This is a genomic window from Streptomyces sp. NBC_01260, from assembly GCF_036226405.1.
Lineage (GTDB): Bacteria > Actinomycetota > Actinomycetes > Streptomycetales > Streptomycetaceae > Streptomyces > Streptomyces laculatispora.
The window spans coordinates 1,040,086-1,064,311 of sequence record NZ_CP108464.1 but is presented as its reverse complement, the minus strand read 5'-3'; the positions used below and the strand labels follow the sequence as shown (position 1 = coordinate 1,064,311).

Below are 24,226 nucleotides of genomic sequence, written 5' to 3'. Positions count from 1 at the left end.
CCGGGGCCGCCCGCCCCGGCTCACCGCCCGCGCGGCCGCGAGGTGAGCGGGAAGCCGGAGCCCCCGGTCCGCTCGGCGCAGCGGTCGGCGCTGAGCCGCCCGGCAGGGCCCGGCATGCTCGCCCAGGCGTCGCGTGCCTGCTGGGCGTGGGCCTGCTGGTCCCCGCGCAGGGCCTCCAAGCGCTCCTCCACCTGCGCGCGTTCGCCGTCCCGGGTCTCGTACCGTGCGACGGCGTCCCGGTGCCTGCCCCGGGCCCTGTCGCGTTCCTGCCGGTTGTCGTCCATGACGCGCTTGGCGTTCGCGAGGGCGTGGTCCAGGCCGCCGACCTCAGTGGTGAGCCGGTCGACCTCGCGCCGCGCGGTCCGCTCCCCCTCCTCCCTGGCGCCGAGCGCGCGCACCGCGTCGCGCTGCCTGGCCTCGGCGCGTTGGAGGGCGTGCGCGGCCGACTCCGGGGCGGGCGTGCCGTCAGGTGCGGGGACGACGGCCCGCGTCGCCGCGCGCACGACCTCGTCGGCGGCCGCGAGGTCGCGCTCCGCGGCGGTCACCTCGTTCTTCCGCTCCGTGCGGTCGCGTCCGGCCTGCTCCAGTTCCTCCCGTCGCGTGTTCCACTCGGCGACGAGGGCGGTGTGCGTGTCGTGGGCGGCCGTGTGCAGCGCCTCCGCCTCCTCCATCCGGAGCTGCCGCTGCCGACGGTTCCCGTCCGCCTCCGCGACCTGTTGGCGCAGGTCCGGCAGGCGTGCGTCCAGCGGCTGCTGGGCCGCCACGGCCGCGGCCTCCCGGTCCACCGCCCGGGTGTACGCGTCGACGGCCCGGCGCAGTTGCTCCCAGCCGCCGCTCGTGGCCGGGGTGACGTCCGCGAGGGAGCCGTCGGCTTCGATGGGCCAGAACCGCAGCCCCGTGGTGCCGCGTACGGCCAGCTCCACGCGGCGGTGGGAGATCGCGGCGACGCGGGTCCCCACGTAGAGCGCGTGCGCGAGCGCGGAGGCGTCCGGGTCGGCGCCGAGGTCGAGCCAGAACTGCACAGCCTCCTGCTCCGGGGCGATCCCGGAGGCGAGCAGGGCGGGCAGCTCGGTGACCGGCTCGGTGCGCCAGGCGCCGGGGTCCGCCGGGGTCCGGGCGGGCGCGGGGGCCATCCCCTCGTCCGGCGCGGCGTGCCGCGCGCGGTCGTCGGCGGCCCGGCGTTCGCGGACCACCGAGGGCAGGTCGTACGCCCAGGGCACGGACGGAGCGGTGACGACGCCGTAGCCGAGCAGGTCGCGCTCCCCGGCCCGCACGGTGGCACTGCCCGTCACGTACCGGACCCCCTCGGGGCCGGTCACGGTGACGACGACATCGGCGTGCGCCAGGTACGTGTATGTGTCGCCCGCCGAGGTCGTGCCGTTCTTGACCCGGTTCTGGCTCCCGGTGGTCACCGAGCTGTCGCTGCCCCGGGTGGCGGGCTGCGCGGAGAGCAAGGGCTGACCGGCGCCGGTCAGATGGTCGTTGCGCGGCGTGGCACTGAGGGCGAAGCGCTGCCCGAGCTCCAGGCCCCGGCTGTTGGTGGCGGTGCTCACGGCGACGCGCGTACGGGTCCTGGCGCCGTCCGCCGCGATGTCCGCCGCCCCCGGTGCGAAGAGGCGCGGGTCGTGCACGGTCACCTGGAGGGTGACGGGCGATCCGGTGCCGCTGAGGACGGGCCAGCCGCCGGGCATCCGGGGGTGGAGACCGGCCGCCGTGGCCGGTCCGGTCAGCGCCGCCGGGCGCCCGGACTGCGCGAGGTCGGTCAGGCGCGCGTTGCCCGCGTCGGGGTGTGCGTCGGCCGTCAGGCCCCAGTGCCCCTCGATGCCCGGCGAGACCGCCCGGATCGCCTCGGCCAGCTCCGGGAAGGCGTTGAAGTGACTCAGCGGCGTGGTGCTCGTGGGCACGAACCGGGGGTACGCGCTCAGGGTGCGCTCCCCGGCCGGGGTGGTCTCCTCGTCGGCGGCGGGCAGCAGCGGGTCGCTCTCCCTGACCCGCGGGGACAGCGGGGTCCACTCGCGGACGCCGTCCGCCGTGTGCCCCGTGTCGGTCCGGGCGACGCTGTCGGAGCCTGCGAAGCGCAGCGCCACGTCGACCGGGACGACCACCTCCTGCGCGGGTGCCCCGTGGAAGAAGCCGCTCAGGAAGGCCGGGAGCCAGTAGCGGTCTCCCCGGTCCGCCATCGACGCGAGCCCCCGGCCCAGGAGGCCGCCGACCAGGTCGAAGAGCGATTCGGGGATGAGGCTGGTGCGCACCGAGACGGTGAAGCGGTAGCCGACGCGGTCGAAGTCCGCGACGTTGTCGGAGCGCTGCCAGAAGCGGTCGTCGGCGGTGCGGTCGGAGCGCCGGGTGAGGGCGCGCCCCTGGACGGCCGAAGGCAGCAGGGACCAGCGGTCCGTGTAGCGGGACGTGCCCGGACGCGGGTCGCGCAGCCCGAGGTCGAGGAGCCCCGTGACGGTGCGGGAGACGGTGTCGCTCTCCATCCTGTTGTCCGGGGCGTGCGTGCTCTGCTGCTCCACGCCCGTCTTCTCCCCGGCGGGGCGGCCCTGGATCTCGCGCAGGCCCGGGGTCTGCGCCTCGGGATCGGCGCGCAGCGTCACCTCGACGAGGTGGGCGTCGGCGCGGGCCCCGTACCGGAACCACAGGCTGACCGAACCGCGTGTCGGCAGCGTCCGCAGACGCGTCGGCGAGGTCTGGTCGGCGACGAGGGCGGCGACCCCGGAGAGGTGGGCGATGTTCCCGGGCCGGGTGACGCCGGATGCCACGCGCTCCACGAGCCGGGTCACCTCGTGCCACATACGGTTGCGGCTCGGGCGGCGGGTGACCGGGTCGTCGAGCTGGGTGACCGAGAGGACGGCGCCGAATCCCGGCTCGCGCGTGCGGACGAAGTCGTCCGGGAGCGACACCGTGTATGGCGGTGCCGTCGGCACGACGAGCCCTTCGATCCCGCTGAACCACCGCGCCTCGCGGATGAGCTGCCCCGGGTAGAGCCGGAACTGGACGGCGCGCGGCACGTCGATGGCGAGCGTGATGTCGCTCCCGCTGCCGAGTCCGACCGCGTTGCCGACGACGTTGGCCGTGCCGTGCCGGATGGTGAGCAGGAGGGTGAGGTCGGCCGTGATGAGGTGCTGGGCGGCCCCCTCGGTGCCGCCGCGCACGGTGGCGCTGCTGGAGGACGTGTCCTCGACGTGCTCCCCGCGGTGCGTACGGGAGCCCGTACCAGCGATGTTGCCCCGGACCATACGGGCGACGGTGCCCTCGGGCGTGGGCCTGGGCGCGCCCCGCAGGCCGGTCACCCCGAAGGCGCCGGTGGTGGAGCTGCTCTTCGTACGTCGCTCGGCGGCGAGGTCCGTGGCGTTCACGTCGTTCTGGCCGTGCGTGGCGAACTCGGCGTCGCGCGTGGGGTGGTGGAGGTATCCCTCCACGTCCATGGCGAGGTGCTGGTCGGCGCCGAGTCCCGGCAGGACGATCCCCTCGACGGTGTAGACGCCGTTGAGGATCTGGTGCGCGCGGCCGAGGAGGCTGGCGACCCGCGTCTGCTGGAAGGCCGCCTCGTTCGCGAAGGTGCCCCTGTCCCGCGGGTCCTGGCCCACCAGGTGGTCACTCACCGGGCGCACGCCCGGCAGGGCGGCGGCCTGCCGGGCCCACTCGGACAACTGGCCGAAGGTGCCGCGGTCCGGCCGACCGGGGTAGTCGCCGGAGGCGACGAGGCGCAGAGCGGCCTGGATCGCCTCCGCGGCCCGGAAGAGGTCCGCGTGGGAGTCGTCGAGGAGCTTGGTGACGTCGGGCAGCGGGTTCCCCTCCTCGTCCACGAGCCCGAGAAGCGTGCGGTCGTTGTCCGCGCCGGTCCCGGTGCGCGGTGCGCGGATCGTGTAGCCCGGGGCCTCGGGGACCTCTGCGGGCGCCGCGTCCGCCGGGCGGGGCAGGGTGCGGTGGTGCGAAACGGCGAGCCGGACCACGACGGGCGCCGTGACGGGCTGCGCCTCCCCCCGCGCAGGCACGATCCCGGCCTCGGGGTCGGTGTCCTCCGTACCGGGCTCGGTGTCCGTGGGCGGTGCGGTCTCCGTGCCCGGCGCGAGGTCCCTGAGGGGGAAGATCCCGGTGCCGGGCGGGACGTCCCCGAGGTCCGGGACCTCGGGGACGGTGTCCGTACCGGCGGCGGTCACCGGCCGGGGGGCGGTGTCCGCCGCGGGGCGCGGTGGCGCCGGGGGCTCGGCGAAGCGGGCCTCCGGCACCTGCGAGGTGCCCTGGTAGAGGTCGAGCGCGAGCCGGGCGGGCACGGCGAAGATCTCCGTCCCCCCGCTCTTGCTCGTGTTGGCCTGCTCGCTCGCGACGGCGGAGCCCGCGGTGGCGGAGCGCGCCCACGTACGGGCGTAAGTGCCGTCGGCGAGGTAGTCCACCGACCAGTTGCCGGCGGGCTGGCGCGGGCCTCCGCCGATGCTGAGGTCGAGACCTAGCGCGGTGGACCGCTCGCGGGTGCCGCGCGCCTCGTGGGAGCCGGTGGCGACGGTCTCGACGTCCGCCAGCCGCAGCTCGTGCGTCGCGGCGGGCGGTCCGGTCTCCCCGGCGCGCGGGGTGCGGTCCCGGGTGATGGTCATGCGCAGTTCGACGCGCGCGCTGCCGCCCGTCAGGCCGGGCAGGTCCAGCCAGATGGGCCTGCCGCCCTCGACGCCGTCCGGGAGCGCGGTCGCCTGGCCGATGCCGGAGCGCAACTGCTCGAACCGCTGGAGGTTCGCCAACTGGGCGCGGGCGCGCCGCCCCTGGATACGGCTCTCCCAGGGCTGGTGCTCCAGCGGCGGCAGGTAGTGGAGGGCTCGCAACCGCGCCTCGGCCCGGTCGAAGACCTCGTCGGCCCCTTCGAGTGAGAGGGGGACGGCGGTGTACCCGATGGCGGAGAGGCTGTCGAGGTGGGGCGGCAGCCCGCGCCGCTCCTCCGTGGGCGCCGCCCCCGCGACGATGTCGTGGGGCAGCAGCCGCAGCTGGACGCTCTCCTCGCCGCGCCCGATCCGGACCGGGCCCTGCGTCCCGCCGCCCGCCCGGACGAACGTCACCTCGTACGTCAGGTCGGCGGGCGTCAGCAGCTGACCGTTGGAGGTGGTGAGGCCGTGCATCATGCCCGATTTGGCACCGGTGTTCAGCGCGTCGCCCGACTGCCAGGAGGGCGCGCCCTTGAACTGGAACCTTCCGCCCCAGTGGTCGGCGGCACCGGGGTGACCCTGTTCCGTCCGGGAGGTGAACATCGGGGCGATGGCGACGCCGAGGCCGGCACCGCTGACGACACGGGCCGAGCGGTCGGTGCTGGAGCTGTGCGTGAAGCGGACCTCCAGCGCCTTGTCCCCGTCGGCCGTCCGGTGGTAGGGCGTGCCGGGCGTGACGACGGCGCGGACGCGGACGAAGCCGATGACGGTGCCGTCGGTGTCTGTGAGGAGCGGGGACATGACCCCCCGGTCGCGCTGGAGGTGCAGCGAGCCCCGTGTCAGCTGCTCGTCCAGAAAGTCCTCCAGAGCCGCCCGGGACTCCGCACCGAGGTCGCGCTGCGCGGGAAGATCCTCGTGGTCGAGCACCTGTCGTGTCAGGAGGCCCGCGTCGAGGATGTCCTCGACTCCCCACAGGGGAAAGGTGTCGAGCCCGGCGGCGCGCGGCAGTTCGGCGGCGTCCCCTTCCGCGCCGACCCGGTTCCCGGGGAACCAGACGTGCAGCGGGCCGTGGACCTGTTCGGTGTCCCAGCCGTCGGCGGCAGCCGGTTCGGCGTCCGCGCGGACCTGCCAGGCCCCGTCGAACCGTACCGAACGGGCGTCGTCGCCCGCGCGCTGGAGGATCTTGACGGAAAGGCTCTCGCTGACGCCGATGTTGAGCGAGCGCTGCCGGAGCGTCAGGCTGGGCGCCACCGTGACGGAGACCCAGCGCAGCGGTCCCGAGGCGGCCTCGGGGAGCGCGAGGTAGGGCAGGGACACGGTGCGCGCGGTGCCGGAGTTCTGCGCCGATGTGAGGGCCTGGATGCCCTCGCTCTGCCGCTCGAGGCGCCGCGTACGGGGCAGGGACCGGCTGACGCCGGTGCGCGCGTCGGGGCCGGGCCCGGTCAGCCGCAGGCGCACGTCCACCGTGCGTTCCACGCCACCGACGGGCACCGTGACGCGGTGGCCCCGGGGGCCGCGGAACGCCGGGAGGTTCCCGGCGATCTCGGTGGAGTCGAGCACGCGGTCGAGATGGGCGCGCACCGCCTCCTCGTGCGGGCTTCCCGTCTCGACACCGAGCGCGGCCATGACCTGCTCGCGCAGGCCGTGCAGGACCTCGTCGGAGGGCACCTCGTAGGCCACGAAGCCGACCGAGCCGTCGTGCCGCGCACCGTAGGTCTGGATGTACGGCGAGAAGGCGGGCACCGTCTCCGTCGCGACGAGCGGCGCGACCGTCGTGGTCTCGTCCTCGACCGGCGGCACCACCGTCGTGGTCTCGTCGTCGACCACCGTCTCCGTCGTGGTGCCGGTCTCCACGGGCGGGACCGCTTCGGTACGGGGCTCGGGCAGCGTCGTGCGGGCGGGCGGCGGGGTGGGGACGGTCTCGGCCGGGCGCGGGTCCTCGCGGACCGGGCGGGTCTCGACGCCGAAGAAGACCTCGGGCGCCGTACGGCCGGGCGGGGGCGCCGCCGCCGTACGCACGGGGGGCATGGCGGCGACCGTGCGCGCGGGCTCCTGGGCGGCGGTGTCGGCGGGCTCCGTCGCGAGCCAGGGCGAGGTGTGCGGAGGGGGGTTCTCCTGGTGGAGCAGCACCGCCGCGCGGCCCTCGCGCGGACCGGCGGTCCATGTCCTGCCGTCCGGCAGCAGCACGCTGAGACGCAGGTTCAGTACGGGGGCGGCGACCGCGAGGGTCAGCCAGTCGGACGCGCCGGGTCCCTGGCCGGTCCGCACGCCCTGGACGAGGGCGTCCGGCTCACCGGCCGGGAGGAGCGGGGTGCCGGGCCGGGGGCCTTCCGCGGGCAGCCCGAGCGTGCGTTCCGCCGGGGGCACGGCGAACTCGGTGGCGAGCGCGCTCGCGAACCTTTCGCGCAACTCTCCGGGTGTGGCAGGTCGTTCGCCCCGTGAGAGCCGGCCGGTTTCGACGGGGGCGGCGGCGGTCAGCAGGTGGGCGAGCGTGTCGCCGCCCGGCAGGATGTGCACCGGCGTCAGGCCGTGCTCCTCCAGGTAGGCGTCCGGGGAAACGGGGACCTCCGCCACGGGAGCACGCACCTCCTCCGCCGGAACGGGGACCGGAGCACGCACTTCCTCTGCCGGAGCCGGAGCGCGGTGCTCGTCCAGGGAGGCGGGGGAGGGGGTCTCCTGCTCCTGTCCGGGCAGTGTGCCCCGCCGCTCGTGGTCGTCGAACGCCCGCGCCATCTCCTCGTACCTGCCGACGAGTTCGGCGACGCGGGAGCGGCCGGGCGCCGCCTGCCGTCCCGGGGCCGGAGCCGTGGGGGTGGGCGTCGGCGGAGCGAGCAGGACGCGGGAGGAGGGGCCGGGGGTCGCGCCGCCCGGGGCCGGGGGCGCCTGGCGCACCGCGTCGCTTTCGCGCGGTGCGGGGAGCCGCAGCGTGCCGTTGCCCGCCCCGCTGAGCATTCCGTGCAGCGTGCCGGCGGTCACCGGGCCCGCCGTGTGGCCCGACTGCTGGGCGTGGGCCTGCGTAAGGTCCTCCAGATCCCGCCACGTGAGCGGCTCGGCGCCCTCCGCGCCGCCCTGCCACAGGCGTTGCTGCTCCAGCGCGCCGAAGTCCGAGATGAGGGCGAGAAATTCTTCCTGGCGATCGGCGCGCGTGTCGATGTCGAAGCCGAAGGCCAGGCGCAGAGCGCGCACCCAGCGCAGGACCCGGGTCGTACGCCGCGCCACGTCCCCGGGCAGTCCGGCGTGGTCGGCGAGCGCGATGAGGCGGTCCACGAGGGGTTCCGGCAGGAACTGGTGCCACTCGTACCGGGGCCGGTCGGGGTCATCGGTCTTGATGAGCCCCGCGGGGTGCTGCTCGTCGCCCTCGTCGAGCGCGACCAGCGCATCGGAGGCCACTACGTGGCGCCGGGTCTGGTTGGAGACCTCCTGCGCCGCCACCGGGCGGACGAGCGGGTCCGAGCCGGGCCGCGCCATGGCGATCTCGCACCACAGGAGCCACAGCGGCACCTCCGGGCGCAGCCGCTGCACGCTGGGGCGGCGGCGGAGCTCGCGGCCCAGTTCCGTGGGCGCGACCTGGTGGTTGCGCCCGGTGCTGTGCATCGGCAGGACGACCCGGCCGCCCTCTCCGTGCCCGAGGGTGACGTAGGCGTCCGCGAGTCCGCGCGGCAGCAGCATCAACGGGCCCCGCCGGGCGGTGGAGAGGCCGGGAATCGCCTCGGTCTCGTTGTAGTAGTGCGTCATCTCGGAAACCATCCGCAGCGCCTCCTCCCGGCGGGCGATGTCGGCCTCGTCGAGATAGGAACGGCCGGTGAGCTCCTGGCCGTCCGAGGTCACGATGGGGTACGAGCGCACGTCCGAGTCGGGGTACGTGGAGCCGTCGCTCGCCGTCACCCGTCCCTCGGGCCCGGCCGGTACGAGGCCCGGGTCGCTCGGGAACCACGAGCCGACCGGTACGGGCTGCTCGTCCGGCTCGGGCGGCGGGAAGGCGAAGACGCGAGCCCCGCCGGGAGCCGGCTGGAGCCGGAAGGGGCGGGTGACGCCCCAGGCGCGGGTGGCCGTACCGTCCGCGATCAGCCGGGACAGACTCTCCGACGTACCGCCCTGACGGGGCCCGACGCCCACGGCGACGGGCGCCTCGGGGGACCGGTCGGGGTCCTGGGCGACGAGCGCGGCGAACTCCTCCTCGTCGAGCGAGACCGTCCCGCCCCCGTTGACGGCCACCCGGACGCGGCCCGTGTCCTCCTCGCGCTCGGCGACGACGACGTGCGGCTTCCCCGGCCAAGGCGCGGGGGCGGAGCGCAGGTTGCCGTCCGCGCCGGGGCTCAGGACCTGGCCGGCGTCGAGCGTCAGCCCGGCGTGGCCGGTGAGGTTGCGGCCGAGGAAGTTGCCGGAGGCGTCGGTGAGGACCGAGGCGGGGCCCAGCGCCCCCATCCGCCGCACGCGGTAGGCGACGAGCCCGGGGAGCCCGCCCGCCCAACCGGCCCGGGCGGCGCTGGAGATCGTCTGGAACAGCTCCATGCGCCGCTGCGGGGTGATGTCCTCGGCCGGGTCCGTCCGCAGGACGTGACGGGTCACTGTGTCCAGGTCGAACGGAACGCCGCTGAAGCGCGGGGTGGCCCCGTACGCCCCGACGAGCATGTGCAGGGCGCCGTACAGCCCGGAAAACTGGCCGGTCTGCTCGATGCCGGGACCGAAGGCACGTCGCAGCACACCCACGAGCCGGGGGTCGAAGGCGGGGCGCGTCGCGGTGCCCTCCCCGGCGGGCGGGGCGAGCCGCTGCCCGCCGGTGCCGGGCGCGGTCCGCTCCCCGGGGGTCCCCTGCCCGGCCTGTCCCGGCGCCCCGTCCCGGCGCACGTCCGCCGCTCCGTCCTCGCGCGACGCGGCGGCGGGCTGCTCGGCGAGGGGAGTGGAGGAAGTGTCCGCGGTGCCTTCCACGCGGCCCCAGAAGGCCCGGAAGCCGGTGAGCACGAGGGGGTTGTCGAGCCCGTCGCGCGCGGCCGGGCGCCCCGGCCCGTAGAGCCGGTGGAGCAGCGGCAGCAGCGCGGGGTCGTGCTGCTCCACCCAGTCCGCGCCGTTGTTGCGCCGGGAGCCGGACAGCTCGTCAACCCCTGCGTTCGCGGCGTGGTAGGCCGTCGTGAGCTGCGCGAAGTACTCGTGCGCGTCGGAGGAGGAGTAGTTGGGGAAGCGGCCGTCGGGCCAGGGCACGGTCTCGCCGGCCGCCTCGGCGGCCCGCTTCGCCTCGTAGACGTCCTTGATCCACTGCTGGTCCGCCGGGTCGAGCACGGACTCGACGGCGTGCGCCCACTCGTGGCGGGCGCTGGAGTAGCCGTCCGCGTAGGTGCCCGCGCCGTGGACGGCGGCGGGTTCGCCGAGCAGGTTCTCCTCGGGCACGCCCGCGTAGCCCCTGGCGAAGCCGCCGCGCTCGGTGCCGAGGGAACGGCCGGGGGCGCCCTGAAGGCCGTGGAATGCCTCAAGGCCGCTGAACGGGACGTCACGGGGCACCACGAGGAGCTGCCGGCCCCCGGTGAGAAGCGCCTCGGCGATGTCGGGGTCTGCGGTCATCTCCCCGACGATGCGCTCGGCCTCGGCCCGCGAGTCGGCGGGCTCGTGGACGCCCACGGGCACGACGACGAACCATTCGGCCGCCAGCTGCCGGAACTCCTCGCCGGTCAGCGTCTCGCGCATCTCCCGTACGAGACCGGGGTCGGCGACGAGCGCGGCGCGCTCGCCCGGCGAGAGCGCGGCGACCCGCGCGGCGCGTTCCGCGGCTGGGAGGCGGGGCAGCTCCGCCGCGAGCGCGCCGAGCGCGGGCGGCAGCCCCGCGCCCGGCGCGGGCACGGCGGGCCGGGGCCGGGCGGGCGCGGGGCGCGGCACGGTGACCGGGGCGGCGGGCGTGGCGGTGGCCGGGGCGGGCCGGTCGAGGACCGGGGCGGGCGGCGCGGGGCGGACGGCGGGGCCGACAGGGGGCAGGCCACGCCGGACGCGCGCCTCGTTGTACGTGGTCAGGGAGACCTCGGCGAGCGCGTCGGACTGGGTGAGGACATCGACGTCCCGCGAATCGACCGGCGCGTAGGACCGCACCTCGACGCGGACCACCGACGGCACGATGCGCGGCCGTCCGTCCTCGTCCGGGTTGCTGTCCAGCGCGTCGAAGTTGGAACGGACGACGAGTGCCTCGTACTGGTCCACGACGCGATCGGGGTGCTCAAGGAGCAGGTTGTCCAGGTACTCCCCGACCGTGGCGCTCTGTCCCCTGCCGACGTCCCGCAGACGCTGCTCCAGCGGGTCGCCGTCGAAGGGGACGGCCGCGACGAAGTCCTGCGCGAGGACGTCCGCCTGGTCCTCCAGGAAGGCGCGCGGCACGGGGCCGAGCCCGGCTCGGACGGCGGAGAGGGAGTCGCGCGAGGTGGCGGCCGTCCAGTCCTTCGGGTAGTCCGCGCCAGCGGCGCTGCCCCGCAGCGCCGCTACGACCTGGGCGAAGCCGAGGGTGAGCACGCCGACGAGGTCCGGCGCGTCGAAGGCGGTGACCTGCGCGCGCTGTGTGGGGTGTGCGTCGATCCAGCGCGCGAATCGCTCGCCACCCCTCTCCCCGTACGCGATCGCCCGGTCGCTGTCCGCGTGCGCGGCGCCGAGCGTCTCACCGGCGGCGGGGCGCATCCGGTCCCGCACATGGCGGATGAGGGGCACGAAGCCCGAGAGCGGGACGGCCACCGTGTGGTGCACGAGGATGTGCGCGGACGGGTTCTCCTGGAGCCACAGCTCCGCCGCGTCGTCGTCGACGACGTACCCGTGGGACGCGGGGAAGATGCCCGGGAAGCGCGTGCTGCCGGCGGCGTGCGTGATGCGGTGGAGCGAGTCGAGGAAGGCGTTGGCCACCGCCTCGGGCTCGGCCCGCCCATCGGGCGCGCCGTGGACCAGGGAGCGGGTGGGGGCCGAGACGATCTCCAGGACCGGCTGGCCGCCCGCTTTGTCGAGGGTGATGTCGAGCAGGCCGGGGACGTTCACGATCTGGTCGTACGTCTGGTGGCTCTCTCCCCGGGGCAGTCGCACCCGCATGAGGTGGACCTCCACCTCGAACCCCCGGGCGGGGCCGTAGCCCTCGGCCTCCTGCTGGTGCGGGGGTACCGGCACCAGAGGCCGGGGGCTTGGCCGCCCCATGTCCCGAAGCGAGCGCCGGGTCGCGGGGGCGGCGGCGGTCAGCGCCTTGCCCCGGTCCACGACCGCCTGGCCGAGGCGCGCGATCGCCTTGTCGCGCGCGCTCCTGCCGCTCTTGGAGTCCTTCCACGCCGTGATCGCCTGGAGCACCCGCGTGCGGTGCGTGGCCTCCTGCTCGCCGCCCCAGCCGTTGACGAGGGCCCGTACGGCCAGGTCCACCGCCTGGAGCGGTTCGGAGCGGCGGGAGCTGCCGGACTGCCGCACCCAGTCGGTGATGATCTCGGGCGGCGTCTGCCCGGCAGCCCCCCTCGGTCGCGCGTTGATCACCGGGCCGAGCGGCTCGGCGTCGTCCAAGGACGCCTGCCCGGGAGCGAGCGGCGCGAACCGCACCTCCTCCGAAGCCGGCGGCACGGAACGCGTCCCACGGGACGACTGTGCGGGGGTGGGGGTGGCCGTGGTGGGGGGCTGCTCCACTGGGTCGGGAGTCTGCTCCACCAGGGCAGGGATCTGCCCGGAATCGCCGGGAATCGGCTTCAGCGCGCCCGGAACCGGCCTGCCCGTCACCGGAGTCGGCTCCACGAGCTCGCCCACCGGCTTACCCACCTCAGACGTCGGCTCCACCGTGTCCGGGGTGGTCTTGCCCTCCTCGGGGGCCGGTTTCGGGGACGCGTGTCCCCCGGTGCCCGGTTCGTCGCGTACGGGGCCGCTGTTCGTGGCGTGGTCCGACGGTGCGGCCCGCGTGGCCCCCTGGATCTCCTGAACGCGCTCCTGGAACTTCCCGTGGAACGCGCCACGGTCGCCACCCGGACTCCAGGCGGCCTCCGCTCGCTTGGCCCAGTCGGCGGCCTCCTCCGGGGACATCCCGGAATCCCGGCCGATGTCCCGTACGCCCTGCCCCCACTGCTCCGGGGTCCGTTGTGCCACGCGCTGGTCGATCTCGCGGTCCAGGAGACGACTCGCCACGCCGTCCTCGACGCGGCTCCACGCCGACTCGCCCCCGTCCATGCGCGCCTCGCGGTACGCCTGACCCCACTGGGCCGCCTCACGCGGACTGAGGCCCCGGCCCCGGGCGAAGCGCTCCATCGCCTCGCCCCACTGCTGAGGCGTCACCCGCGCGACCCGCTCGCGCTGGAGGTCCCCGGACCCGGCGTACGGCCTGCCGTCGCCGGTCAGCTCGTGGACCCCGTGCCGGTCCCAGTGCGGCACGCCCTGGCCACGGCCGAGGAGCCCCTGATCCTGCAACAGCCCCTCGTAGATCTGGTGCCCGGCAGGGGCAGGGGCAGGGGAGTCCTCCGCCACGGCCGGTTCCGGCCTCGTGTTCTCGGTCCGGCCGCCGGGCGCGTCACGGTCGGGGGCGGGAGGCGTGGTCGTGACGGGCGTGTCGGTGCTCTCGTGCTCACCGCGCGGTACGCTGCCCGGTTCCTCCGTACCGGCGTCCTTCTCCCCCGTGACCTCGGGGTTCTGCGCGTTCTCGCGCTTGCCCTCGCCCTGCTGCTTCGCCGCCTGGATCTCCTCGAGCCGCTTCTCGAACTTTCCGTGGAACGCGCCACGGTCGCCGTCCGGGGCCCACGCGTCCTCCGCGCGCTTGCCCCAGTCGGCCGCCTCCTCCGGGGACATGCCGCGATCCAGGGCGTGATCCCGTACGCCCTGCCCCATCTGCTCCGGGGTGCGCTGCGCCGCGCCATGCTCGATCTCGCGGTCCAGGAGACGACTCGCCACGCCGTCCTCGACGCGGCTCCACGCCGACTCGCCCCCGTCCATGCGCGCCTCGCGGTACTCCTGACCCCACTGGGCCGCCTCACGCGGGCTCAGGCCCTGGCCCCGGGCGAAGCGCTCCATGGCCTTGCCCCACTGCTGGGGCGTCATCTCGTTGACCCGCTCCCGCTGGTGCTGCGCCGTCCCGGCCAGGGGATTGGCCCCGCCGGTTCGTCCGTGCACCTCGTGCCGGTCCCAGCGCGGCACGCCCTGGCCACGGCCGAGGAGACCCTGATCCTGCAACAGCCCTTCGTAGACCTCGTGTCCGGCCGGAGCCTGCGACGTCTCCGGCTCCTTCACCGGCTGGGGAACGGGGGCCGGGGTATCCTTCTCCGCCACCGGAGCGGGCGCGTCCTCGCCCGCCGCCGGAGCCGGCCTCGTGTTCTCGGTCCGGTCGCCGGGCACGTCGCGCTCGGGGGCCGGAGGCCTGGTCGTGGTGGTGGTCTCGCGCGTGCCGTCCGGTGCCGGTGCGTTCTCGCGCTTGCCCTCGCCCTGCTGCTTCGCCGCCTGGATCTCCTCGAGCCGCTTCTCGAACTTTCCGTGGAACGCGCCACGGTCGCCGTCCGGGGCCCACGCGTCCTCCGCGCGCTTGCCCCAGTCGGCGGCCTCCTCCGGGGACATGCCGCGATCCAGGGCGTGATCCCGTACGCCCTGCCCCATCTGCTCCGGGGTGCGCTGCGCCGCGCCATGCTCGATCTCGCGGTCCAGGAGACGACTCGCCACGCCGTCCTCGACGCGGCTCCACGCCGACTCGCCCCCGTCCATGCGCGCCTCGCGGTACGCCTGACCCCACTGGGCCGCCTCACGCGGGCTCAGGCCCTGGCCCCGGGCGAAGCGCTCCATCGCCTCGCCCCACTGCTGAGGCGTCACCCGCGCGACCCGCTCGTGCTGCGGACTCGTGGTCTCGGAGCGGAGGTTCCCCTCGGGGGAGAACTCGTGGACCCCGTGGCGGTTCCAGCGGGGCACGCCCTGGCCCTCGCCGAGGAGCCCCTGATCCTGCAACAGCCCCTCGTAGACCTGGTGTCCGGACGGGGCCTGCGGCGTCTCCGTCCCCTTCCCGGGCTGGGGAGCGGGCGCCGGGGTGTCCTCCGCCACGGCCGGTGCGGGCCTGCCGCCCTCGGTACGGTCACCGCCCGCCTCACGCTCCGGGACGGGAGGCGCGGCGGCGGTGTCGCCGTCCTTCGTCACCGGGACCGGAGCGGTGTCGTCGCCGTCCTTCGTTCCGGGGACCGGGGCCGCGTCGTCGCTCGTACGGGCGGGCGGTGCCGTGTCCGCCGGGCTGGTCTCCCGGGCCGGGGCGGGGCCGCCGTCCGCGTCAACGCCCTTGTGCTCGTTGATCGAGTCCCACAGATCGCCGCGTCCCTTGTCGTTGATGGCGCTCCACAGGTCCGGGCGGCGCGACGGCTCGGGGTACGCGGTCGCGACCTGCACGTTCTTCGGCTGCTCGGGGACCAGGCTGTCGTCCCCGCCCAGGAAGCGCCAGGAGCCGTCCCCCAGCTCGTCCTGGTCCGAGTCGCGCCCGACGCGTCCGTCGCGGTGGTCGTCCTCGCCGCCGCCACGCCCCGCACGTGTGTCGCGCGAGCCGTCGCTGCCGCCGGCACGTGTGTCCCGCGAGCCGTCACCGCCGCCCGCACGCGTGTCGCGCGAACCGTGCTCGCCGTCCCGCGTGCCGCTGGGGCGGGCCCCCGGTTTCGCCACGCCGTCCGGCACCTCGCCGCCGGTCTTCGGGCCGCTCGTGACGTCCGGGCCCGCCGAGGCGGAGGTGTCGAGGTCGTGCGGCACGTATGCCGAGTGGCCCAGTTCGTCGAGGCGCGCGTCGAGGTCGTGCTCGATGCGGGCCAGGGCGGCCTTGTCGCCCGAGGATTCCGCCTCCTCGAAGCGGTCGAACCAGTTCTTCCGTTCGCCGGGCGTCATGCGGACGCGGTCGCCGCTGCCGACCCCGGTCTTGGCCCGGTCCTTGTTCCAGGCGTCGATCCACTGGTCGCGGCGCGCGTCCGTGACGGCCTCGTTCCAGTCCGAGCCCGCCTTCGAGCGCGCCCCCGGGTCGCCGGAGGCCGCTGCCTTCGCCCACTGGTCGGAGAGTTGCTTCGCGTCCTCGCCCGGTACGCCCTGGTCCCGCGCGTACCTCTCCATGCCGTCCGCGCGCCTGGCGATCCAATCGGGGCTGCCCGGGACCGGTCCGCGCAGCGCCTCGTCCAGTTCGTCGAGGCGCTTGCCGTAGTCGTGCTCCGCCTGGGTCACGGCGTCCTTGTCGCCGGAGTCTTCCGCACCGGCGAAGCGCTTCTGCCAGTCCTTCAGCTCTTCGTTCGACATCTTCCCGCGGCCTCCGCCGGCGCCCTTCCCGCGCCCGGCCCGGTCCCCGATCCACTCCTTGAACTGCTGGTCGCGGCGGGCGTCCCCCACGGTCTCGTTGTACTTGTCGACCGCCTTCTGGCGGGCCCCCGGGTCGCCCGACAGGCTGTCCTTCGCGTACTGGTCGGCGAGCTGCTTCGCCTCGGGCGCGGTTACGCCGTGGTCGCGGGCGTACTTCTCCATCGCGTCCGCAGTCTTCACGATGCCCTCGGGGCTGTCCGGGGACGGCTTGCTCTTGACGCCCTCCAGTTCGTCCATGCGCGCGTCGTACGCGTCCTCGACGCGGCGCTGTGCCTGCGCGTCGCCCGAGGCGTCCGCGTCCGTGAAGCGCTTCTGCCAGTCCTTCAGCTCCTCGCGCGGCATCGGGGTTCGGCCACCGCCGCCCTTCCCGGTCGTCTCGGAACCGTCGACGCCGTCCGCGCCGGAGCCGTCCTGGCGCCGCCCGCCGCCCGCCGGGGGCGGGGCCGAGTGCGTCTCGTGCCCGCCGCCGGGGCGGGGGGCGGTGGACCCGGGCTCCTCACCCGGCGGGGTCGTCCGCGGGTGCTCGTCCGTCCCGGGCCGCTGCCCGGGGGCGGGCGTATCCGCCGCATCGGGCGATCCGGGCCGCTGTCCGGGTACGGGCGTCTCCGCGTGATCGCCCGTCCCGGGCCCGTCCGTGGCGCGCCCGCCGCCGCCCGGCGGTACCGCGCCCTGCTGCTCGCCGCCGCGCGGGGTGCCGCCGGGCGCGGCGGGCTGCCGCGCCGGGTCGCCCGTGGTGGCGTGATCGCCACCGGGACGCCCGGCGGGGGGCGGCACGACGTGATCCGTGCCGGGCCCTGGCCGTACGCCACCGGTCACGCCCTCGGCCGGATTCCCGCTCGCGGGCGGCCGTCCCGTCCCCTGGTTCCCGTCGCTGCCACGGCTCCCCGTGTCGGTGACGCGCGAACCGGGCCCCTCGGACCGTTCCCCCACGGGGGGCGGCACGGAACCGCCCGTCTCCGTACGCCTTCCGCCGTCGCCGTGCGGAACGGGACCGCCCGCGTCCGTCCCCTCGGACCGCTCGGGCCCCGGCCGCGCGGGCGTGCCGGCGTGCGGTGTCTGGTCGGGAGCCTCGCCATGAGGAACCGGCGTGGACCGCGAACCCTGGTCCCGCACGGGCGGATTCGGCGCCGCCGACTCGCCACGCGGCCCCTGCGACTCCGCACGATCCCCGCCTGGACCCCCCGGAACCGGCCGACCCGGCGTCTCCGAACCACCCGCCACATGCGGCTTCCCCGACTCCGGAGCGGGCGGCGGCACCGACCCCGCGCCCTGGTCCCGCACCGGCGGGTTCGGCGCGGCCTCCGTACGCGGGCCCTCGCCCCGTACCGGCGGGTTGGGTGTCGCGGAGCCGGTGCGGGAGGCCTCCCCGCGCGGGGGCGCGTCCGAACCGGCGCGATCGCCGCCGCCCTGCGCGCCCGGGACGGGCTTGCCGGGGGTCTCGCCCGCCGTGACGGTGTGAGGCTTTCCCGACTGCGGTGCCGGGGTGGGCGGCGGGGCCGTACCAGAACCGTCGCCACCGGCGGGTCGGTCGGACGGCGTGGGGTGCGAGCCGCCCTGCGGGTTCGGCCCACCGCTGAGCGGGACCGGGGCCCCGGTGGGGGTGGAGGTGTGGGTGCCGGAGCCCTCGCCGCGCGCGGGCGGCGGCATCCCGACGTCGCCCGGACGGCCGCCCGCGGGGCCACTGCTCGTGGGGGGGTTCTCCTTGGCGGAGACGCCGCCCGTGACGGGGGGCGCGCCTTCGCCCTTCCCCGGGCCGCCGGGGAGGGGCACGGTGTGGTCGCCGCCTTGGCGGGTCTGGGCGGGCGGCGGCGTGAAGGTGTTCTTGCCGCCGCTCCCGCCGATGGGCGCGAACCCGTCCGAGCCGCCCGGCTTCGTCACCGGCGGCGAGTGCGGCGGCGGGCTGCCCGCCTTCGGTACCCCGTCGGGCGTGATCCCCTTCGGGACGCCGTGGTAGCCACCGAGCCCTCCGGCGATGCCGCCGAAACCGCCGCCGATGCCGAGGGTCAGCGCCTCGGCGCCCCAATCGATGTCGTAGTCCGTGTGCGCGATGGCCGCGCCCGCCGCGCCGATGCCGAGGTCGAAGGCGAGGCCCGAGGCGGAGCCGATGACGGCCCCGCCGATCGAGCCGACCACCGCGCTGCCGATGGGGCCGAGCCGCCCCACCATCGAGGCGATCACCGGGATGAGCCGGGCGATGAGCTGCCCGATCATGGCGAGCACACCTTCGAGGAGCGGCCCGAGGTAGAAGAAGACGGCGCTGAAGATCGCGCCGAGGATGTCCGCCCACATCATGGCGTTGAGCTTCTTCGCGTACTCCTCCGCCGCCTCGTGGAGCTTGTCCGCGTAGCGGTTGATCGACTGGCCGATGGTCCAGGCGGTCTCGATCGCGTCGTCGAGGTTCTTGGCGGCCGCGTCGGACCAGGCGAGACGGGCCGCGTCGCCCGCCGCGCCCTTCCACTCGATGCCCTCCACATGCCCGTTGGCGGCGACCCGGCGCTCGTGGAGCTCGTCTCCGAGCTGAATCCAGGCGTTGCCCAGGGCGTAGATGTCCTCAAGCTTGATGGTGTTGAGTACGGATTCCGCGGAAGACATGGAAGCGCCCTCCTCGGGCGTACTGCGGGGGATCGGGCGTCGTGGCAAGGACGGTCGCGGGGCCGGCGGGCCCCGCGACCGGGGCAGTCAGCTGCGGGCGGCGACGGGTTCGTGGTGCGGCGGACCGTCCTCCCGGGGGGCGGCGGCCGGGCCCGCGGTGGCCTCCTCCGGCAGGTCGCGCTCGTCGAGGGCGACCTGAACGACGGTGGGGCCCTGATCCCGGCGGACGAGGAGACCGCGTCCCGGCTCGCCGCGCCGGGCGCGCTGCTCACCGATGAGAACGCCCTCCCGGTGGTCGCCGGAAAGCAGCAGCCCGCTCGTGCCGTTCTCCTTGAGCTTGCTCAGCAGCGGGTCGGAGAGGAGGGCACGCCCCGCGCCGCCGACCCTGCGGGCCAGGACGAGGTGGAAGCCAAGCTCCTCTGCCTGCGGGATGAACGGGGCGAGCGGGGCCAGCGGGCCTTGCCCCATGCCGCCGGCGGCGAGGTCGTAGTCGTCGGCGACGACGTACAGTTCGGGCCCCTGCCACCAGGTGCGCCCGGCCAGTTCGGCGGCCGTGACGTCCGACGGGGGCATCCGGTTGCGCAGGGTCTCCGCGAGGGCCTGAGCCTGCCCGGCGACGAGGTCGGCGTTGCCGCCGCGCGCGCCGATGTACTCGGGCGGGACGACGTCGAGGAGGCTGTGCCGGTAGTCGACCACCATGAAGCGGGCGTCGCGCGCGGAGTGCTGGGCGGCGAGGCCGCGCATCCAGGCGCGCAGGAAGGCGGTCTTGCCGGAGCCGGAGTCACCGAGGACCACGAAGTGCGGCTCGCCGGAGGTGAGATCGAGGCCGACGGGGGTGAGGTCGGACTCGCGCAGCCCGATGGGCACCTCGCGGCCGGTGAGGGCCGGGCCGTGGCCCTCCCAGTGGTCGGCGGGGGCGGGCACGACGGCGGCCAGTTCGCGGACGGTGACCCGCTGCGGCAGGACGCGCAGGGTCGGGGCCGAGGGCCGCTTCCAGCTCGCGGCGATCAGGGCGACGAGCGCGCGTTCCGCCTCCGCGAGTCCGTCCACGGAGTCGACGCCGTCGAGACGGGGCAGCGCGACGTGGTGGGTGAGGCCGGGCGGCAGGATGCCCCGGCCAGGGATGCTCTGGCCGAGCGCGCGGGCGGCCTGGCGGTTGATCTCGGACTCGGCGGGGTCGTTGAGGCGCAGTTCGAGGCGGCCAGGGATACTGTCGCGCAGCCCGACACGGATCTCGGCCCAGCGGTTCGCGGTGAGCCACAGGTGGACGCCGACGCCGAGACCGCGCGCGGAGATGTCGGTGAGCGCGGCGGCGGCCTCATCCTCCGCGGCGTGCAGCGCGGCCCAGTTGTCGACCACGAGGACGACGTCGGCGGCCCGTACGCCCTCGGGCAGTTCGCCGCTCACGCGGCGTGCGCGCAGGTCGGCGGCGGACTGGATGCGCAGGTCGCGGAACATCGTCTCGCGGGCGGTGACGATCCGGCCGACCTCGGCGAGCACCCGGCGTACGCGTTCCTCGTCGCGGCGTCCGGCGATGCCCGCGACGTGCGGGGCGTCGGCGAGCCCGTGGAGAGTGCCGCCGCCCATGTCGATCGCGTAGAACTGGAGTTCGTCGGGGGTGTGGGTGAGCATCGCGCTCAGCATCGCGGTGCGCAGGAAGGTGGACTTCCCGCTCTGCGGGGCACCGACGAGGGCGAGGTGCCCCTGGCGGCCCGTGAGGTCGATGCCGATGGGGCGCTGCTCCTGGCGTGCCGGTACGTCGATGACACCGGCCGGGAACTTGAGGCTCCCCGGGAGCGGCCACAGCGGCCCGACGAGCCCGCGCTCCGGGTCCACCTCGGGCTCACCGAGCAGCGGCAGCAGACCGAAGTGCGTGGGCAGCGGGGGCAGCCACACCTGGTGGCCAGGGGTGTCCTTGGTGAGCACACGCTCGACGGCGAGGGCGAGTTCGGTCGTACCGCCCGTCCCGGTCCACTCCCAGGCCGGCTTCTCCTCCTCCTCGCGCGCGAGCGGCGCGAGTTCCCCGTGCACGGCGAAGGGCACCGGGGCGAGGGCCGCGGGGGACGCGTCGGGGTCGAAGCCCCGGTAGGGCGCGGAGACGTGGGCGACGCGGAAACGCTCGTACACCGTCTCGTCCACCTTCAGGTAGGCCGAGCCGGGGATGGCGGGCAGGCTGTAGGCGTCCGTGGTGCCGAGGACGGCCCGGGACTCGGCGGCGCTGAAGGTGCGCAGTCCGATCCGGTACGAGAGATGGGACTCAAGGCCCCGCAGGCGCCCCTCCTCCAGGCGCTGGGTGGCGAGCAGCAGGTGCATACCGAGCGAGCGGCCCACGCGCCCGATCTGGACGAACAGGTCGATGAAGTCGGGTCGCTGGGAGAGTAGTTCACCGAACTCGTCGACGACGATCAGCAGGTGCGGCAGCGGTTCGAGCGGCCTGCCCTCGGAGTCGGTGCCGCCCGCCGCCTGGCGCAGCTGGTACTCGCGCACCGAGTCGGCGTTCCCGGCCTCGCGCAGCATCCGCTGGCGGCGCTGCTGCTCGCCCTGGAGCGCCTGGCGCATCCGGTCCACGAGGGCGAGGTCGTCGGCGAGGTTGGTGATGAGACCGGAGACGTGCGGGAGTTCGGTGACCCCGGCGAAGGTCGCGCCGCCCTTGAAGTCGACCAGGACGAAGGCGAGGTGTTCCGGGGAGTGCACCAGCGCGAGCCCCGTGACGAGGGTGCGCAGCAGTTCGCTCTTGCCGGAGCCGGTGGCGCCGACGACGAGGCCGTGCGGCCCGACACCGCCCTGCGCGGACTCCTTGAGGTCCAGGACGAGGGGTTCGCCGGTGCCGGTGACGCCGATGGGGACGCTGAGCAGGTCCCGGTCGTCGGGGGCCCGGCGCCGGTCGGCCGGGTCGAAGGAGGCGATGTCGGGGATGCCGAGCATTCCGGCGAGGGAGACGTGCGCGGAGAGGACCTGCTCGCGCTCGCCTGACAGCTGGAGCGGGGCGAGGGCGCGGGCGGCCGCCTCCAGGACGCCGGGGGCGATCTCGTCGGCGCTCGCCTTCTCGACGCTCGCGTGCAGGGCCGGGTCCCGGCCCTGCAGGACGAGTCCGCCCCGCGCGTTCGTACGGGCGCGGACGTCGACGCGGCCCGGCTCCGAGCCTTCCTCGTCCACGAGGCACACGAGGTGCAGGCCGATCTCGGGCCCGGCCTCGGTGAGGAGTTCGTTGAGGAGCGCGGAGCGGGCCCAGACGGCCTCGGGCTCGTAGTCGTCGATGAAGACGACGAGGTGTTGTCGCGCAGCGGCACCGCGTTGGGTGAGCAGCCGGTTGCCGCGCTCGGCGCGGGCCGTGACGGCCTGGTCGAGGACGGCGCGGAGGTGGTCGTTGAGTCCGGTGAGGTCGTCGGCGAGCATCGGCACGACCTCCTGCTCGCGCGCCCCGCCCTCCTGGTCGGCCGGTTGCGCGTGCGGCAGCCACTTCGCCCAGTCCCAGGCGGAGTGCCCGCCGGTGACGACGGCGACGCGTACGTCGTCGGGGGCGTGCAGCACGGAGAGCTGGAGCAGGAGTGCCTGGGCGAGTTCCCGGCCCCGGGTGCGGGGGCCGAGGAGGCTGACGACGCCGGAGTTGCCGAGGTCGAGCCAGGCGGCCTGGTCGTCGACGGCGGCGTGCTGGCCGACGAGTTCGGCGGCGGCGTGGCGGCAGGCGGTGTCGAGCTCGACGGTCGGGTCGTTCTGCTCGGGCAGGCGCAACGGCGCGACGGGTGGCACGGTGCCGGTGCCCAGGCGCAGGCGGAGGAAGTCGTCGTCGCCGGAGCGGCGTTCCCACACCCGGCGGCGGCGCGTTGCCAGCGCCCACAGCCGGTTGGGGTGCGGGTGCCGCCAGGCGTCGGCGGCGCGCTGCTCGGCGCGCGAGTGCAGCGCCTGCTTGCGCATTCCCGACAGGTACTCCATGTACCGCTCGCGCTGGCGGAACTGGTTGCGGCGGCGGCTGCCGCGCAACTGCATCCGGACGCCGATGGTGATGCCGACGGAGACCACGACGAAGGCCATGCCGAGCAGGATCATCCAGGCCCGCCCGTAGGCGACCATGTAGGCGGCCATGCTGACGCTGGAGAGCAGCGGCAGCAGGAGCATGAGCCAGCCCGCCGCGCCCTGCGGCTGGGGTCGCTGGGGCGGGGCGGCGAGGGTCGTCCCGCCCTCCGGCACGGGGGGCGGCGTCATACGGACGGGGCGGTGGAAGGGGATTCGACTCACGGTGGCTGCCTAGCGGGCTGTCTGCGGACGGAGCGGGGCGCGGGCACGGGTGCGGCCCTGGCGGGGGCACGGGTGCGCGGGGGCGGATGCGGGGCGCCCGCGCGGTCGCGGGCGCCGTGGCTCAGTAGGGGAAGGTCATGGTGATCGCCGTCTTGTTGGTGTCGGTCTCCGCGCCGGGCGGGGTGTCCTTGAGGTCCTTCCCGTCCCCGCCGCCGGTCAGCGCGTCGTGGAACTTGCCGAAGGCGCCGGTGATGCCGTTCTCGGCGATGCTGTAGTTATGCTCGGCGCTCCCGACGCCGTCGGCGAGGGTGGGCAGGACGGCGGGCTTCGGGTCGTCCTTGAAGCCGAACAGCTCGCGCATCACGCGGTTCCACTCGTCCACGACGGCCTGGGCGTCGGCGGCTGCCTTGCCCTCCCAGCGCAGGCGCAGCCCGAAGATCCGGTCCCCGATGGCCTGGGTGGTCTCCGAGACCTCCTTGCTCAGGTCGAGGAGCCGCTTGGCCGAGGACGCCATCCCCTGCGGGGAGGCGTCGAGGAGGGAGGTGTCGTAGTCGGTCTTGCCGTTATCGGCCATGACGCACCTTTCCGGCGAAACCCGTTGATCGGTAAGGGACTTGCTCCCGTACTCGCCACCGGGTCCGCACTGACAATTCGGCACACGAGTGATAAACCTGGCAGAGTTCCCGGGGACCGGTCCCCGGCCGGCGTGCCACCGGGACGGTGCCGGACAGACGAGGGAGAGACCGTGAGCGGCCCGATAGATTCCAAGTACGACACGACGCCCCTGCCCGAGCCGGAGAAACCGGCCGACGGCACGGCCCCGGAGCCGAGTGCCGACAACGGCAAGGACCTCAGCGGCCTGGTCCCGGAGGACAAGGTCGCCTGGGACACCCCGCCCTCCTTCAATCTCGACCCGAAGGACGTCAACAGCAGCGGCTCCAATCCCCCCGAGCCGAAGCCGGGCCCGCCCTCCGGAAACCTGCGCGTGGACCTCGCCTCGCTGCGCACGGGGGAGAAGTCCATGCTCGTCGAGGCGCGCGAGGCGGTCGCGAAGTACGAGGAGGTGCGCGCGCACGTCGCCTCGGTCAAGGACACCGTCTTCGGCCAGACCGCGAAGGACAAGGCCGACACCGGTGAGGGGCACACGAGCCTGGCCAGCGGCTACAAGCCGCCGCAGGAGGACTCGGACAACCCCTTCGCGCCGGCCGCCCGGGAGTTCGCCGCCGAGATGAACCCGGCGATGGAGCGCGCGCTGCTTCAGGTGGGCTCGGCGCTGGAGAAGTTCGGCGAGTACATCGCCCTGCTCAATCACTCCGGGCAGGTGTACGCGCACACCGACCGCGAGTCGCGCTTCCCGCCGCCGCCCGCCGGTTGAGCGGGGTGCGTGCCCGGCCCCGCCCCGCCCCACGTGCCTCGCGGGGCGGCGGCGCGGCACGGCGCCCGCTCGCGGCCGTACGGGCAGCGGCGCGGAGAGCGCCCCGGGCCGT

At 75.2% G+C, this 24,226-nt stretch carries 4 protein-coding genes; 1 reads left to right on the top strand and 3 read right to left on the bottom strand.

The features are described 5' to 3' along the window. Positions 1-20 precede the first annotated feature (20 nt). The 3 genes from OG322_RS04720 to OG322_RS04710 form a co-directional block, all read right to left on the bottom strand. Positions 21-18,503 (bottom strand): hypothetical protein, encoded by an 18,483-nt coding sequence (locus OG322_RS04720; protein ID WP_329306082.1) that lies wholly within the window; start codon positions 18,501-18,503, stop codon positions 21-23. 87 nt (positions 18,504-18,590) lie between these two features. Further along, positions 18,591-22,739, bottom strand: coding sequence for a type VII secretion protein EccCa (gene eccCa / locus OG322_RS04715; RefSeq protein WP_124285597.1), 4,149 nt, complete (start codon positions 22,737-22,739; stop codon positions 18,591-18,593). Positions 22,740-22,860: 121 nt separating this feature from the next. Then, the gene (locus OG322_RS04710; RefSeq protein WP_123463862.1) at positions 22,861-23,313 is read right to left on the bottom strand and encodes a WXG100 family type VII secretion target; all 453 of its coding nucleotides are present in this window, start codon (positions 23,311-23,313) and stop codon (positions 22,861-22,863) included. Positions 23,314-23,484: 171 nt separating this feature from the next. Between OG322_RS04710 and OG322_RS04705 the strand changes: the two genes are divergently transcribed. Beyond that, entirely contained in the window at positions 23,485-24,114 is a 630-nt protein-coding gene (locus OG322_RS04705; protein ID WP_124285598.1) for a hypothetical protein, read from the top strand. Positions 24,115-24,226: the final 112 nt, after the last annotated feature.

Coding starts and splice junctions, on each gene's coding strand:
- OG322_RS04720 (WP_329306082.1), bottom strand. CDS start 18,503: ATGTCTTCCGCGGAATCCGTACTCAACACCATCAAGCTTGAGGACATC.
- OG322_RS04710 (WP_123463862.1), bottom strand. CDS start 23,313: ATGGCCGATAACGGCAAGACCGACTACGACACCTCCCTCCTCGACGCC.